This is a genomic window from Achromobacter sp. 18P8.1.1, assembly GCF_057799415.1.
The window spans coordinates 21,957-36,860 of the sequence record NZ_JBYOKH010000007.1; the positions used below are offsets into that span (position 1 = coordinate 21,957).

Genomic DNA, 14,904 nt, shown 5'->3' on the forward strand with positions numbered 1-14,904 from the left:
TCTACAGGAGAGACCCTCAATGACCGCATTCACTACCGCTCCGATTGGAACCTGCCGCATCCATACGCCGCTGCGCGATGCCGTGGGCCGCTACCCGATCAAGCTGCAACTGGGCCGTAACTACGGTTTCGTGCACACCACCGCCGAAGCGCTACAGCAGGCGCGTTTCATGTTCGGGCAAGCCGATATTCCCGCCGCCGTGCAACGCGTGATCTTCCGGCCCTCGAATGGCGAGCAGGCGCGCCGCGGCATGCACAAGCCGGCAGACCTGTACATGGTCGAACTGTCCTCGCGCAAGCTGCTGACCGTCGACGGCTATCCCATCCAGTCCAACTATCTGGTGCGCTACTTCAGCGAGTTCTTCGCCGACCGCACGCGCACCCGCATGTTCTGGTCGCTGGCCCACGCCGACAAGCTTGCCGAACGGCGCGCCTTGCTGGACCAGGACCCCGTGTTCAAGAGCCTGTCTTCGGATGACCGCGACCTGCTGTCCCGCATCGTCAAGCGCGACCAGACCGATGAAGAGATCGAGACGGAGATGCGCCAGCTGGTCGAACTGCTGGGCCGCGACAAGGTGGTGTTCGTCACGCACGTCAACGCCCTGACGCCGGATAACGTGCCGATCGAACAGCGCGAGCAGTTGATCGCCACGATCACCGCCAGCGCGCAGCGCATCGGCGTGCCGTGCTACGACCCGACGCCGCTGATGAACAAGATCGGGCAAGCCGATGCGATGGAAGACGGCGGCCTGGACCTGACGCACTACACGTCGGTCTTTGCCGAGCGCCTGTACGTCGATTGGTTCAAGAACTTCATGCGCCCGAGAATGAGCGCCTCGACGCCGCAGCTGGCCGTGCCCAAGCTCAGCGCCGACGAAAGCGTCGAGCGTATTGAAAAGCTGTGGGATTCGGGCGAACTGCGCGAGGCCTCGCGCCGAGTGCGCGAGGTGCTGCGCCGCCATCCCGGACTGCCCGACCACATGCTGCTGTTCGCGAAGATTCAGGAAGAGCTGGGCGATTACGAAGGATCGCTGGCGCTTCTGGGCAGCGCCGACGGCGCGCTGGCTTCCGGCAGCAAGGCCGAGCAGATCCTGATGCGCAACCAGTTCAAGCTGGGACGCCATGACGTGGCGTACTCGCTGGCGGCCGGCCTGCTGGGCGATGAGATCGAGACGCCTGAGATCGTCCGGATCGCCGCGGTGTCGGCGGGCCAACTGGGCCACGGCGACGAGTCCCTGGGCAACTGGAAGCAACTGTTCCGCATTTCCTCGCCGGACGAGGCAGGCGCCGTGGAAGCGGCGGACACGGTGCTGTCGCTGCTGCAGGCAAGCGGCGACATGGAATCTGCCATTCGCTGGGTGCATGAAGTCCGTGCGGCCATCCCCACGTATGGCCGAGGCTTCGCGGTGCTGTGGCGCGACCGGCTGCTGGCCAGCGACCGCGCCGGACTGCGCGCCCTGGCCTCCGAGTCCCCCGCGCTGGAGGACGTGGACGCGCTGGAGCTCGTCAAGGAAGCGTCGTGGCGCGGTTGCATCATGGCGGCGGCGGCGCTTGCCGTGTCGTGCGACCTGGCCAACAGCGAGCAAGAGGACATTCGCGCGTGGCTGCTTGCGCAGTCGACGGCGTGGGCCGAGGAAGGCAATCGCGCCCTGGAAGAAGGACGCCTGCGCGATGCGGCGGAACGCATCTGCGCGCATCGCTTGCTCAACCCCAATGCCTTGGCTGGCGCACGTGCGCAGCGGGCGTTCGAACGTGCGATGCGCCTGGGTGTGCGCGCCGCGCTGGTGGCGGGCAACCACAAGGAAGTGATCGACCTGACGGACATCGCCATCGACACGCAAGTCGATTTCCCCGAGCTGGACGCCATGCGCGGCCGCGCCGCGGACGCGCTGGGCGACAAGCAAACCGCCATGCGACATCTGGAACAGGCGGCCGCGGGCGAATCCGCGCCGCTCAGCACGCAGCTGTATTTCGCCCGGGTGGCATTCAACGGCGGCTGGTTCGGTGAAGCGATCGACGCCTACAAGTCGGTGCTGGCCCATTCGTCGGCCGACGAGAGCGCCAAGGAAGAAGCCGAGCGCCAGCTGGGCAGGCTCGGCCCCCGCGCCATCCGTGGCGCCCGCGAGATCCTGTCTGCCGGCGACCCGCTGAAGGCGTGGCAGCTGCTGGACCGCGTGGCCCAGTCGTGGCCGGGAATGTCGGAAGTCGACCACGAAAAGCGGCGCATCCTCACCGTCCTGTACGCCGAAGCGCGCGCGCTGGAACCCACCAGCACCACCGAGCGCCTGGCGCTGGGCGAAAAGATCGTGCAGCTCGTGCCCGAGGATCCCATCGGCCTGCGTCTGGCCGCGGTGGGGGCCATGCGTCTGCATCGCTTCGAGCAGGCTCTGCCTTACTGGCGAAAGCTGCAGGAACGTTCCGAGAATCCGGCGCAGTTTGACCACTACATCGAACGCTGCCAGGTGTGGATCGAAAAGATCAACCGGAGAAAGGCCGCATGAATCCGCCACTGATAACCGAACGGGCGGACGCCAAGTCCGATCTTCAATGGGTCCAAGCGCAATTGGAGGAGATCGTCGCCGCGTCGGGGCGGGTTCAGGTGGCACAGGAGAACCTGGCTCGGGCGAAAGTGCTGGCCCGGGATTACATGGAAGATTCGAAGGTCCGCTTTCTTCTGCTGAGGTTGAAGGAATCGGCGGGCTTGAACGAGGGCATGGCCGAGCAGTGGGCCACGCTCTTGCAAGAGTGCCCGGACGACCTTCAGATCGTGCGCTACTGCGCGACCCGTCTCGTGAAGGAACGGCATGTCGACGAGGCCCTGTCGCTCGTCGACCGCCACCTTCCCGAGTCGGCGGAAAGCCCTGACCGCCTGTTCGCGCGGGCCAAGCTGCTGAGCGACATCCGCGCGCACGAGCAATCGGACGCGCTGTTTCGCCGGCTGATCACGCAATACACGGACCGCAACATGCGGGTCGAGTTCGCCAAGCGTCTGCGCAAGCGCGGTCTGCTGGCCGACGCCTTCGAGGCGATCGCGCCGGTTGCGAAACACCTGGCGCCCGGCAGCAAGGCGGCGGAGCTGGCCGACGGCTTGGCAAGCGACTACGCCTTCTACCAGCGCTTCGAAACCGAAGAAGCGTTGGCGGGAAAGGACATCAGGATCGTGTCGATGAAGCATGCGATCCTGCACTTCCGGGACCGGCAGATTGCCGAGAATCCCCCTGAAAAGCCCGTATCGGTGGCGCTGGTGACCGGCAGTCTTGGGCCGGGCGGCGCAGAGCGGCAGCTGACGCGGCTGGCCGGCGAACTGACGCGTTGGGCGGAGTCGCCCGACCTGCAGCTGGCCGACGTGCTGATGAAGCCGAAGAAGGTGGAAGTGCTGGTGAAGCAGCACACCGACCCGGCGGGCTCCGCGAAGAAGAAGCAGGAGCTGGATTTCTTCCTGCCCGTGCTGGTCAAGGCGCAGATCCCGGTCACGGAAATCAACAAGCTGCCCGCCATTTCGGTGTCTCATCAAACCGTTCCCGAAGGCAGCCTGGGCCGCCTGCTTGAACAGCTGCCTCCCCCCGTCCATTACGGCGTGACGCGTCTGGCGCCGGTGTTGCGCGCCAACTCGTTCGACGTGGTGAGCCTGTGGCAGGACGGAACGTGCCTGTTCGGTGCGTTGGCCGCGTTGCTGGCCGGCGCGCCGACCATCCATCTGGTCTTCCGCGGGCTGCCGCCGAATATCCGCAAGGACCGCTTCCGCGAAGAGTATCCCGAGCTGTACCAGGCCCTGGCGCAGGTGCCGGGCGTGGTCTTCGTCAGCAATAGCCGCAAGGCTGCGGAAGCGTATTCGGAATGGCTCGACATCCCGATCATGCGCTTTCACATTCTGTACAACGGCGTGCCGGATCTGGCGACCGACGCATCGCCCGCCGACCAGGAAAAGTGGAAGGCCTTCCAGGAAAGTACGACCGACGCCACCGAGACGATCGGCGGCGTGTTCCGGCTGGAGCCGGACAAGCGGCCGCAACTGTGGATCAAGCTGGCGGCGCTGTATCTGAAGGAACGCCCGCAAGCCCGCTTTGTCATCGTCGGCGACGGGCGCCTGCGCGACATCATCGAGGCGCTGGCGCTAGAGCTGAGCGTGACCGACCGGTTGTTGCTTGTCGGGCTGTCGAACCACGTCGGCTATTGGTATTCGCAAATGGATGCCAGCGTGCTGCTGTCGCGCTACGAAGGTTTGCCGAACGTGCTGATCGAAGCCCAGCTGCTGGGCGTGCCGGTGATCTCGACGCCGGCCGGCGGCGCGGGCGAGTGCTTCGTGGAGGACGAGACGGGGCATCTGCTCAGCGACGTCGATCACCCGGACCTGCACGAGGCATGCGGAAAAGTCGCGTCGATGGTGGATCGGGTGCGCAGCAATGCGCAACTTCGACAGCAAAGCCGTGAGCGGGCGCAGAAGCTGTTTTCGCTTGACGCGATGCTGACCAAGTTCCTGGGCCTGTGCATGCCGGTCATGGGCATGTCCGAGAATGATGAACGCATGGATGCCGCGCCGCTGTGCCGGATGACGGCCTGATTGCCGGCGTGTCTTTCGGTGTTCTGAAAATAAAGGGTTTTATGCAAATGAACGTCCCGGCCTCGGGCCTGCGGCGCAAGGCAGGCTTGACCATGGTGCTGCTTGCCGCACTTTCACTCTCGGGATGCCAGCTGCCGCGTTCCGGTCCGATGTTGAGCGAGATGACGGGGGCTCACGACGAGAAGGATGTCATCGTGATGCCCGTGTCGCGCCAGCTTGCGCAGGCAAGTCGGGTCCCGGAGGTCGCGGACTTTCCCGTGCGTTACCGGGACCTGACGCAGGCCGGATTCGACAGCCTGGTGCCCGGTGACGGCATCAACGTGAAGGTGTGGGAGCGCGGCGGCCTGGGCGTGTTCGCCGCGGACCCGTCGGGCGTGAGCGACCTGGGCAACCAGGAGATAGACCGGGCGGGGAACGTCAGTTTTCCCATCCTGGGGAAATTCCACGCCGAGGGCCTGACGCTGGGCAAGCTGCATGACGCCATCGTTGCGCGTCTGGCCAAGCTTGTCGTCGGCGCCGACGTCAGTGTCACGCGCGCTGCGGACGCGCGCGGGCAGATGGTGACGGTGCAGGGCAACCTGACCAAGCCCGGCATGTTCCCGATCACGCAGACCGCGCAACGCCTGAGCAGTGCGCTGGCGCAAGCGGCGCCCGTGCAGACCAACCCCGAGCAGCTCGTCATCAGCCTGAGGCGCGACAACCAGGTGGCGTCGGTGCGGTTGTCGGATATCTACCGCAACCAGAACAACGACATTCTGCTGCGGCCGGGTGACGTCATTACCGCCTATGACTCGAAAGAGTACCTGACCGTCCTGGGCGCGGCGGGCAATCAAGGGCGTGTGGCCATCAGCAAGCGCAACTACACGGTGCTGGATGCGCTGGCCGATTCCAAGGGGCTTGACGACAAGACGGCGGATCCGCGTTCCGTGTTCCTGTTCACGCCTGCCAAGGCCGGGGCCGAAGGCAAGCCGGACTTGCTGCCGGTCGTCTACCAGTTCGATCTGACCCGGCCGGAGCAGGTGGCGCTGGCGCGTGAATTCAGCGTGCACGAAGGCCAGGCCATCTATATCTCGGATGCGCCGTTCACGCAGGTGCAGAAGGTCTTGTCGGCCTTCCGCGTCACCATGAGTGCCGGCTTCAGCGCCACGCGAGCTATTGATAGCGATTCGGGCTCCAGTTCCGGCGTATCCCAATAGCGTGTCGATGAGTAACGAGGACCGGATCAAGGGCTGGCGCTCGCGCCGCAAAGACAGCAACTACGCGGTGGGAGCGGGCGTCGCGGCCTGGCGCCTGGATCCTGCCGCCCTGTTTGAAGCAAACGCCACACCGGCGGTTTTGTTCAAGCCGTTGCTCGCCCGCCTGCAGGGCGAGCCGCACGACTCCGTGGCTGCCCGCCGGGCGGTGTACGAGGCCGTGCAGGCGGAGTTGGACGCCGAGATAGCAAGCAGCGCGGTCGACGAGACGCTGGCCGATTTTTCACGGCGGCGCCTGCGTCTCATCGTGCGCCTGCTGGAACAGGATATCCGCGCGGGCGTCGAGGTGTTCGGGCCGGGGTACATGCCGGCCAAGCTGGTGGCGGAAGACGCGCGACTGGCCGCCGCGCACGCGCGGCGCGTGGAGCGGCGCAAGCAGGACGAGGCGCGCGAAGCGCGCCGCCATGCCTCCCGCAATGACATTGCGCTGGAGATAGAACTGCCCGACAGCGAGGCGGGCGATCTTGCGATCTTGCGTGAACGCTTGCAGGCCTTGCATGAAGGACATCCCGCAAACGGTGCCGGCAATGTCCGGCCCGTGGGGCGCACGCTGTTGGCGTTGTTCGTCTACCAGCTGCGCGTGATACATGGCGAAAGCCGGATCGCATTGCTGTGGGCGCTGGTCGGCCCGGTGGTGTTGCTGACGCTGATTTCGTCGTTGTACATCCTGATGGGCACGCACTACATCCTGGGCATGGATGTGCAGACGTTCTCGCTGTTGGGCGCAACGACCTGGATCATGTTCCGGCAGATCATCTTCCGAAGCAGCGCGGCGTACATATCCGCGCGGGGCCTGCTGAATTTCCAGGGCGTGACGCCACTGATGTGCGCGCTGGTGCAGGCGCTGATCTATGTATCGGTGTATCTGGTGGTGTTCGCGGTGTTGATCAGTGCGGGACATGCGTTGGACCTGATCACGCTGCCGGAAAGTTGGGCGGGGTTCATCCTTTTCGTCGTGCTGATGGGATGTTGCGGCGCGGCGATGGGCGTGTTGTTCGGGTCGATCGCGACCTTCTGGCATTTCTACCTGCGGCTGGCGCCGGTGATCGAGCGGTTTCTCCAGATCTTTTCAAGCGTCTTCTTCGTGTCGGAGCAACTGCCGGAGCACCTGCGCCCCTGGATCCTGTGGTCGCCTTTCGCGCACGGCATGCAACTGCTGCGCTCGGCGTACTTCGAGGCCTACGAGTCGCATGACGCGAGCCTGGGCTATTTCCTGACGTCGCTGGTGTTCCTGATGGTGGTCGCCTTGGCGGCCGAGCGTCTGGCCCGTCCCAACGTCCAGCCGATGTGAGGCAAGAGAATGATTCATCTCAATGGCGTCACTGACGAACCCTATGCATTCGGAAGCCGGCAACCGCTGCTGGCCAATGTCGACCTCGACATTCCTGTCGGGCGCTATGCCTTGCTGTCGCATTCGCCCGAGCTGCATCGCCAGATCGTCGACGTGTTGTGCTGCCTGCGGCCGCCGCGCCAGGGCTTCGTCAAGCACGACGGAAACGTCTCGTGGGCGATTGGCCGGCAAGGCTTCATCCGCGGCAAGGCAAGCGGCCTGAGCATCATCGATTTCGTGTGCGAGATGTACGAGATCGATGTGGATGCCACGTACGAACTGGTCGCGGACCTGATCAGCGATCCGAAAGTCCTGGCGAAGCCCATGGAACATTGGCCGCTCTACGCCCGGCAGGAGTTTTCGTTCGCCCTGGCGCTGGCGCCGGCGTTCGATGTCTACGTGATCGAAGGGGCCATCCCTTTCGAACCTTGCCGTTTCACCCGCCTTTGGCTGGCTCTGTTCGAAGAGCGGCTGATTGGCCGGACACTCATTTTTTCCAGTTACCGCCAGAATCAGATGGCGGATTACTGCCTAAAAGGCTTGATTTATGAACGAAGCGCTCTCAGCATCGAAGACGACCTCGACCAGTGCATCAGCAAGTTCCCCCCGCGACGATCAAGGAGCGAATCCGGCACAGGCGACGACGGCTTCGGAGGCGGCTTCGAGGAAGGGCAGCTCGGCCTCTGAGGGCGGGTCCGAGATCGAACGCCGCCGCCGTGAGCGGCAGTCGTCGCTGCGCGAGCGCCGGCGTCACCGTTGGATCAATGCGGTCATCGTCATTGCGCCGGTCGTGTTCGCACTGATCTACGTGCTTTGCATCGCCACGCCGCGCTACGAGGCGGAGTCGCGGTTCTTCGTGCAATCGGGGTCCGGCCAGCAAGGCGGCGGAGGCGGCGCGGCAAGCTTGCTCACCACAGGCAACATGGGCGGCATGCTGGGCGGCTTTGTCGACGGTTGGGCGGTTGCGGATTTCCTGAAGTCGCGCGACGCCATGCAGCAGCTGGACAAGAAGGTGGGCCTGCGCCAATACCTGATCCGCGCGGGCATGGATCCGGTCAGCCATCTTGCCGAAGACTCGAGCGAAGATGATCTGTATCGCGCCTATCAGGCGTCGGTGCAGGTGTCGTTCAATGCGCTGGAGCAGATCGACGTGCTGCGCGTCAGCGCGTTCTCGCCTGCGGATGCCGCGACCCTGTCGAAGGCGCTGATCGGCCTGGCCGAGGACTTCGTCAGCTCGATGAACGAAAAAGGCGTCGCCGACAAATTGAAGGTCAGCGAGGAATCGGTGAAGCTTGCCGAGCAGAAGGCGTTTGCCGCCCGGGAGGCACTGACGGCGTGGCGCACCACGCATGGCAACATCGATCCGTCCGCCACGGTGGCGATGCTGCTGAACCTGTCCAGCCAGCTTGAAGGCGAGCTCAGCAGTGCGCAGATCAATCTGGACAAGATCCGCGCGCTGGGCAACAAAGACCATTTCATGCTCAAACCTGCTGAGCTGCAGGTCGCGGCGCTGCAAAAGCGCATCGCGTCATTGCGCCGTCGCCTGAGCGGCGACGGCAATACCGAAGCGAAGCAGCTCAAGTCCTACGAGACGCTGAGGAACACCCAGGCGTTCGCGGATTCGAACCTGACGTTGGCGCAACAGACGTACCAGCAGGCCGTGACGGACGCGCTGCGGTTGCAGCGGTATTTGTCCATCATTGCGCAACCGGTGCCGACCGACCGGCCGAGCAGCCCGCGTACGGGAATCCTGCTGCTGCAAGCACTGGCACTGGGCTTTGTGCTGATGTTCATCTCGCGGGTCGGGATGGCATTGTTGAGGGGGCTGCGTCATGGTTGATACGGCGATCGAAAACCGTCGTGCCGCGGCCGATGCCACGGCCCGGCTGCGCGAGGTCATCAAGGACATTCATTCCGCGGCCGACCCGGAACAACACATGGCCCAGCTGGCGCAGGCGCTGGCGCAGGTCGGCGACGGCTGGCGCGACGTTCGGCGTTTACTGGTGTCTCCCTTCGTGCGAGAGGGCAGGTTTGCGCCGGCGATCGCCGCGCTTGAAGTCCTGGCGTCCGCCTACCCCTTGCGCGCCGATGATCGCCGCATGCTGGCGAGCCTGTTGGGGCGCACGGAACAGTGGGACCGCGCCATCGCCGAGGCGGACGCCGCAGCCCGCATCGAGCCCGACGCTGCAGCGCTGCATGCCGCAAGGATTCAATTGCGCGTGCAGGCCGGGCGCGTGGCCGAGGCGGCCGACGTCGCCCGCGCGACCGTCGACCTGGCGCAACGCGACCCAGGCGAAGCCTACTTCTGGTTGCTTGCCTTCGTGCGCAACGGCGATGCCGCCGAAGCAGCGGGCATTGCCGCGGCGCTGGAGCCGGACAATCTGCCCAACGAACGCGCGGCGACGATGGCCGTGCGCGCCCTGCTTGAGGACGGCAGGGTGGAGGCGTCGATCCGGCTTGGCGACGCGGCATTGGCCGCGGGCCATGACAGCGCCGCATTGCGCGCCTCGCTGGGGATGTCGCACCTGCGGCGTGCTTCCGAGGACGACCGCAAGGTGCATGCGCTGGCGCACTTCGAGGCGGGCCTGAAGGCGGCGCCGGCGGATGTCAGGCTGCTGACGCTCTATGGCGAGACCTTGCTGCGTGCCGGGCGATACAAGGAAGCGGTGGCGCCGCTTGCGCAGGCGATCGACCTGGCGCCCGAGCTGGAGCAGACGCGGGCCCTGTATGCACGCGCGCTGCGCTATACGCTGCAGTACGACGATGCCGCCGACCAGATGATGAAGCTGGTCGAGAAATCCCCAGACAAGCTGCTTTGGCAGCGAGCGGCCATTGGTGCGCTGTCGCAGGCGGGCCGCAAGCAGGAGGCCGGAGCGCTGTTTGACCAGTATGTGGCCAAACGCGGCATGGCGCTGCCTAAGACCTTCCAGGAGGCCTTGGACCAGCTGGAGCAGCGCCTGCATACCGCCCCGATCCCGCAGGCGCGCCTGGACTGGGCGTGGTCGCTGCGTGGCGATCCCGATGCCGATCGCGCGCAATGGGAGCGCCGGGCGCGCTGGGGTCATCTGGTGGACCATCTTTTGTTCGATTGGCTCGAATGCCGCGAGGACAGCGTCGAAGAGGCCATGCAGGTGTTGGGCGAGCTGGACACGGGCGAGCGCTTTTTCGCGCCGCTGCTGGCGGCGGGCCGCGGCGTGGTGGTGGCCACCGCGCACGTCGGCCCCATGTATGCCGGGCTCATGGCGTTGGAGTTGCTGGGCATTCCGTCGCGCTGGCTTGCGACGGCACCCAGCATTGCCCAGAGCAGTTATGCCGCGGCCTTGATCTCCACGGCCGACCAGACCGAGGCGCAGGTCGCCAAGGCGTGCATGCGTGCGATCGGATCGGGCTACGTGCTGTGTCTGGCGATCGACGGCGCGGCGAATCCGGCTGCGCCGCGGACGACCTTCGAAGGGCAGGAAGTCACGTACTCCAGTTTCGCGTCGCACCTGGCGCATCGCCTTCGCGTGCCCTCGGTGTTCTACGCGCCGCGCTGGGAAAACGGCCACGTGACGTACACGCTGGAAATGTTGCCTGCCGTGGAGCCGGGCGAGGACGCCGAGGCCTATTCGCTGCGCTGGCAGAAGGCGTATTTCGAACGGCTTCGCGAACACCTGGCCGGCCCGCCGGAGAACCTGCGCCTGAGCGGGGGAATCTGGCGCCACGTGCAGTCCGCGGACCGGTCCGCGCAGTGAGAGGGAGTATGCACCGATGAAATCAGGAATGAAGCCGCTGCGTTGGCTGTTGGCCTTGACCGTATTGCATGGCGGCGCAGCGGCCGCGAATGAAACGTGCGCAAGCCCCGATGAACACTGCCCGTCCATCGCGTCGCTGCTTTCCCAGCGCGAGGGCTACGGCGCTCGCGCCACCGGCGGATTGGGAGGCCGGTTTGTCGAGGTCACGTCCGACCAGGACACGGGTCCGGGAACGCTGCGCGCCGCGCTGGAGCAAGCCAAGAAAGGGCCGACGTGGATCCGCTTTGCGTCCGACATGACGATTCTGCTGAACTCGCAATTGCGTGTGCCGTCGAACGTCACGATCGACGGCCGCGGCAAGCAGGTCACGTTGATCGACGACGGGCTGGGCGTGTATGGCAGCAAGAATGTCATCCTGACGCATCTGACGATCGACGGGCGCCTGACGCGGCTGACCCAGGCCGTGAATGTGGCCAACGGCAGCAGCGACGTATGGGTTGACCACCTTGATCTGTCGCGCATGTCCGACCGCCTGCTCAATGTGAAGAACGGCTCGACCGACGTCACGGTGTCATGGACGAAGTTCCATAACTCGAACAAGGTGATGCTGCTGAACAACATCACCTCGAAAAACCTGTTCGAGAACTACGACCGCGATTCGATCGCGCGCGTGACGCTGCACCACAACTATTTCTTCAACACCGTGCAGCGCAACCCAAGAGGTCAATTCGGCACGTTCCACCTGTTCAACAACCTGCTGGAGAATTGGGATTTCTATGGCATGAGCTTCAGTCTGGAGGCCAAGGCGTTTGTCGAAGGGAACATCTTCAGCAACGATGCGCAGCGCAAATGTGTGGAGCCCGCGTTCTTCCCCACAGTGGAAGGCATCAACGTGAATTACTGCCGCTACATTCCCGTCGCGTCCAAACGCAGCGCATTGGACAACGGCGAATCCGACCGCGGCGCCTACGAAAAACTGAAGGCGCAGCATGGTTATACGCGCGACTACAAGGCGTTCTTGCGCTTGAAAGACAACCTGTACCTGGGCGACGCGAAGCCGGTACTGCAGGACTACCGGCCCGAGGCGGCGCCGACGCCGCCATATTGCTACGGCTATGAGCGCGCCACGCCGGAACTGGCCGAGAAAATCCGCAAGTTCGCCGGCAACACGGCGGGCGATACGCCGTTGCCTGCGACAAGGGTGGGGTCGGGCTGCTGAGCGCCGGGTGCGTCGGCTTCAAAGATGCAGTGCCGGGCTTGCCCCGGCCCCGGACGGCGCGGGCCGGACGCTGACCCGTAGTGCGATCAGTAGCGCAGCAAGCAGCATCAAGATGCCGCCAGCGAGGAATACGCCCGCGATGCCACTGAAGCTGAACATGGCGCCGCCGGCAGCCGCACCTGCTGCGATCGAGGATTGCACCGAGGCCACGACCATTCCGCCCGCGCTTTCCGCTTGATCCGGCACGGCGCGCGCCACCCAGTTCGACCATGCCACGGGCACGCCGCCGAAGGCCAGGCCCCAGAACGCCACCAGTAGCGCCTGTCCCCCCAACGAAGCCGGCATCAACACCAGGGCCAACCCGGCCACGCCCACCAGCGCAGGCATTACTGCCAACGTCATGTGCAGGCTGCGCTGCATCAGCCACCCGGCCAGCATCGTGCCGGCGAAATTCGCGATACCGAAACCCAGCAACATCAACGCGAGGCCGTCCGTGCCGACGCCCGTTGTGCTTTCCAGGAACGGCCGGATGTAGGTGAAGAGTGCGAAATGGCCGGTATGGGCAAGCACACACCCCAACATTCCGATGGCGATTCCCGGGCGCAGCAGTACATCCAGAACCGTTCTAAGCCGTGCCGGCTGGCGCGGCGCCATCCGCGGGAGCGTGAACCACTGGAAGGCCAACGTAATCAGTCCAACTGCGGCTGCCGCGACGAAAGCGCTGCGCCAGCCATACCTCCCGCCCAGGTAACTGCCAAGGGGCACGGCCACCACGGTGCCTACCGCGATGCCGCTGAAAATGATCGACAGGGCGCGTGGCAGCAGCGCGGGCGGCACCAGCCGCATCGCGACGGCAGCGGCCATGCTCCAGAATCCCCCCAGCGCGATGCCCAGCAGCACCCGCATCGTGAGCAGCACCCACATGCTGGAGGACAAGGCGACCAACAGGTTGGAGGCGATCATCAGCGTGGAAAAGCCAAGCAGGACCACGCGCCGGTCAATGCCCCGCGTCAGCCCCGGCACCAGTAATCCGGCAAACAACGCCACGACGGCGGTCACGGTCACTGCCTGTCCCGCTAAGGCTTCCGACACGCTCAGGGCGGCGGCCATCGGTGTCAGCAGGCTGGCCGGAAGGTACTCCGCCGTCAACAGGCCGAACACCCCCATCGCCAACGAGAACACCGCCATCCAGGCCGCGGAGGTCGGCGCGGCGTCGCCCGCATGGCCCCGCGGGGTATTGGCCAAGGGGTCACTGATACAGTTACTCATCACATTCCTTCCCACAAAAACAATCTCAGCCCAGAGTCTAGGTTTGAATGTCAGGATGATCTATGATGGTTCGTCTTGAATATTTGATCGAAACTCCTGGAATGGATACGTCGGACAATTTTTCCCTTTCTTCGGACCTCATCAGCGAACTGTTGACCGGCATGCGTCTGCGCGGCGTCCAGTACCGCCGTATCCAGGCCGGGCCGGCCTTCGGACTGAGCTTCGAGGCCAAGCCCGGCCATGGCTATTTCCATTACCTGGCGGTCGGCACCGCCGTGCTACGCACCGCCGACGGCAGCTTGCACGAGTTGTCGGCGGGCAATGCCGTGTTCATTCCTCAAGGTGGCGCGCATCAACTGTTATCCGGGCCGGACGTGCCGGTCCAGGATATCGACAGCTTCGTGGCGGCGCCTCTTGGGGATGCGGTCAGCGCCGTGGATGCGTGTCCCAGCACCCATCCCATTCCCAGCGTCATCCTGTTTTACGGCTGCATGGAGTTCGACCTGGGCGGCATGCAGGGTCTTGGCAAGCTGATGCCCGGTGTCATGCAGGTGGATGCGGCCGGCGAGCGCTATCCCGGCCTGATGCCCATCCTGGCTTCCATGAAAGGGGAAATCTGCTCCGGGCGGGTGGGGTTCGCGGGCATTCTGGCCCGCCTGGCCGAAGTGGTGGCCGCCATGATCGTGCGCGGTTGGGTCGAGTGTGGCTGTGACAATGCTTCGGGTCTGGTGGCCGCCTTGCGCGACCCCCGGCTGGCCCGGGCCATCCTGGCGCTGCATCGGCAGCCAGGACGCGATTGGACGGTGGCAGAGCTGGCAGAGGAATGCCATATCTCGCGGTCCGTCTTTGCGGACCGCTTCCAGGCAACGATCGGCACGCCGCCCTTACGATACGCCACGGAGCTGAGGATGCGCCTTGCCAGCCAGTGGCTTACCCAAGACAGGCTTTCGATCGAAGTCGTGGCCCAGCAACTGGGCTATACGTCCCAAGCGGCCTTCAGCCGCGCTTTCAAGCGCATTACCGGTCTGCCGCCTGGCGCAAGTCGACAGCTGCGGTGACCTGCCAACAAAACAGGACATGCGAAATGGATCAACAAGAACGCAACGGCGCATCTTCCGAAGGACGTGCTCCCACGGGCGGCTTCGCGGCCATGGTGCCGGAACTGGACGTCACCCGTCTGGAAGCCAGCCTTGATTTCTGGTGCGGGCTGCTCGGCTTCGAGATCGCCTATGCGCGGCGCGAGGCGGGCTTCGCGTATCTGGAGCGCGGTCCGCTTCAGATCATGCTCTGCGAACTCAACCATGAATGGGACACGGCCCCGCTTGAACGCCCCTTCGGGCGCGGCATCAATTTCCAGATGCAGGTGGACCGCGTGGAACCCATCGTGCAAGCGCTGACCGAAGCCCAGTGGCCGCTCTTTCGCCCTATCGAGGAAAAGCGCTACCGGGTCGGTGCGGGCTGGTCGTCGTGCAAGGAATTCCTGGTGCAGGATCCGGACGGCTATCTGCTGCGGTTTGCGGCGGAGGGGGCGTAGCGGCC

11 protein-coding genes are annotated in these 14,904 nt (G+C 64.8%); 10 read left to right on the forward strand and 1 reads right to left on the reverse strand.

Annotated elements, in window-relative coordinates; genetic code table 11:
- Window positions 1-19 precede the first annotated feature (19 nt).
- The 8 genes from AC27VE_RS07135 to AC27VE_RS07170 all read left to right on the forward strand — a co-directional run bounded on the left by AC27VE_RS07135 (window position 20) and on the right by AC27VE_RS07170 (window position 12,096).
- Window positions 20-2,500, forward strand: coding sequence for a hypothetical protein (locus AC27VE_RS07135; RefSeq protein ID WP_488703419.1), 2,481 nt, complete (start codon window positions 20-22; stop codon window positions 2,498-2,500).
- Window positions 2,497-4,560 carry a glycosyltransferase gene (locus tag AC27VE_RS07140; protein WP_488703420.1) on the forward strand — a complete coding sequence of 688 codons (2,064 nt, stop codon included), beginning with the start codon at window positions 2,497-2,499 and terminating at the stop codon, window positions 4,558-4,560. The genes AC27VE_RS07135 and AC27VE_RS07140 overlap by 4 nt, the downstream gene beginning before the upstream one ends.
- Window positions 4,561-4,601: 41 nt before the next feature.
- Window positions 4,602-5,756, forward strand: coding sequence for a polysaccharide biosynthesis/export family protein (locus AC27VE_RS07145; protein WP_488703421.1), 1,155 nt, complete (start codon window positions 4,602-4,604; stop codon window positions 5,754-5,756).
- Window positions 5,757-5,763: 7 nt separating this feature from the next.
- The gene (locus AC27VE_RS07150) at window positions 5,764-7,104 is read left to right on the forward strand and encodes an ABC transporter permease (RefSeq protein ID WP_488703422.1); all 1,341 of its coding nucleotides are present in this window, start codon (window positions 5,764-5,766) and stop codon (window positions 7,102-7,104) included.
- A 9-nt stretch (window positions 7,105-7,113) separates the two neighbouring features.
- Entirely contained in the window at window positions 7,114-7,830 is a 717-nt protein-coding gene (locus AC27VE_RS07155; protein ID WP_088589703.1) for a P-loop NTPase family protein, read from the forward strand.
- Between the two features lie 103 nt (window positions 7,831-7,933).
- Window positions 7,934-8,983, forward strand: a complete 1,050-nt coding sequence (locus tag AC27VE_RS07160) for a KpsE/RkpR family capsule polysaccharide export protein (RefSeq protein WP_006226729.1) — start codon at window positions 7,934-7,936, stop codon at window positions 8,981-8,983.
- A complete protein-coding gene (locus AC27VE_RS07165; RefSeq protein ID WP_488703423.1) occupies window positions 8,976-10,877 on the forward strand; it encodes a Vi polysaccharide transport protein VexE in 1,902 nt (633 codons plus the stop codon). The genes AC27VE_RS07160 and AC27VE_RS07165 overlap by 8 nt, the downstream gene beginning before the upstream one ends.
- Before the next feature lie 28 nt (window positions 10,878-10,905).
- The gene (locus tag AC27VE_RS07170; protein ID WP_488703424.1) at window positions 10,906-12,096 is read left to right on the forward strand and encodes a pectate lyase family protein; all 1,191 of its coding nucleotides are present in this window, start codon (window positions 10,906-10,908) and stop codon (window positions 12,094-12,096) included.
- A gap of 18 nt (window positions 12,097-12,114) precedes the next feature.
- Here the strand turns inward: AC27VE_RS07170 and AC27VE_RS07175 are convergent, their stop codons facing one another.
- Window positions 12,115-13,365, reverse strand: a complete 1,251-nt coding sequence (locus AC27VE_RS07175) for an MFS transporter (RefSeq protein ID WP_488703425.1) — start codon at window positions 13,363-13,365, stop codon at window positions 12,115-12,117.
- Between the two features lie 101 nt (window positions 13,366-13,466).
- On the opposite strand from AC27VE_RS07175, the gene AC27VE_RS07180 reads away from it, so the two are divergent.
- Complete coding sequence (locus AC27VE_RS07180; protein ID WP_488703426.1) at window positions 13,467-14,423, forward strand: AraC family transcriptional regulator; 957 nt, start codon at window positions 13,467-13,469, stop codon at window positions 14,421-14,423.
- 26 nt (window positions 14,424-14,449) lie between these two features.
- Window positions 14,450-14,899 (forward strand): bleomycin resistance protein, encoded by a 450-nt coding sequence (locus AC27VE_RS07185; RefSeq protein WP_427957436.1) that lies wholly within the window; start codon window positions 14,450-14,452, stop codon window positions 14,897-14,899.
- Window positions 14,900-14,904: the final 5 nt, after the last annotated feature.

What these genes read in the sequence shown, in the direction of transcription:
- AC27VE_RS07155 (WP_088589703.1), top strand. Translation starts at nt 7,114, where the DNA reads ATGATTCATCTCAATGGCGTCACTGACGAACCCTATGCATTCGGAAGC.
- AC27VE_RS07145 (WP_488703421.1), top strand. Translation starts at nt 4,602, where the DNA reads ATGCAAATGAACGTCCCGGCCTCGGGCCTGCGGCGCAAGGCAGGCTTG.
- AC27VE_RS07170 (WP_488703424.1), top strand. Translation starts at nt 10,906, where the DNA reads ATGAAGCCGCTGCGTTGGCTGTTGGCCTTGACCGTATTGCATGGCGGC.
- AC27VE_RS07175 (WP_488703425.1), bottom strand. Translation starts at nt 13,365, where the DNA reads ATGAGTAACTGTATCAGTGACCCCTTGGCCAATACCCCGCGGGGCCAT.
- AC27VE_RS07140 (WP_488703420.1), top strand. Translation starts at nt 2,497, where the DNA reads ATGAATCCGCCACTGATAACCGAACGGGCGGACGCCAAGTCCGATCTT.
- AC27VE_RS07165 (WP_488703423.1), top strand. Translation starts at nt 8,976, where the DNA reads ATGGTTGATACGGCGATCGAAAACCGTCGTGCCGCGGCCGATGCCACG.
- AC27VE_RS07180 (WP_488703426.1), top strand. Translation starts at nt 13,467, where the DNA reads ATGGATACGTCGGACAATTTTTCCCTTTCTTCGGACCTCATCAGCGAA.
- AC27VE_RS07185 (WP_427957436.1), top strand. Translation starts at nt 14,450, where the DNA reads ATGGATCAACAAGAACGCAACGGCGCATCTTCCGAAGGACGTGCTCCC.
- AC27VE_RS07150 (WP_488703422.1), top strand. Translation starts at nt 5,764, where the DNA reads ATGAGTAACGAGGACCGGATCAAGGGCTGGCGCTCGCGCCGCAAAGAC.
- AC27VE_RS07135 (WP_488703419.1), top strand. Translation starts at nt 20, where the DNA reads ATGACCGCATTCACTACCGCTCCGATTGGAACCTGCCGCATCCATACG.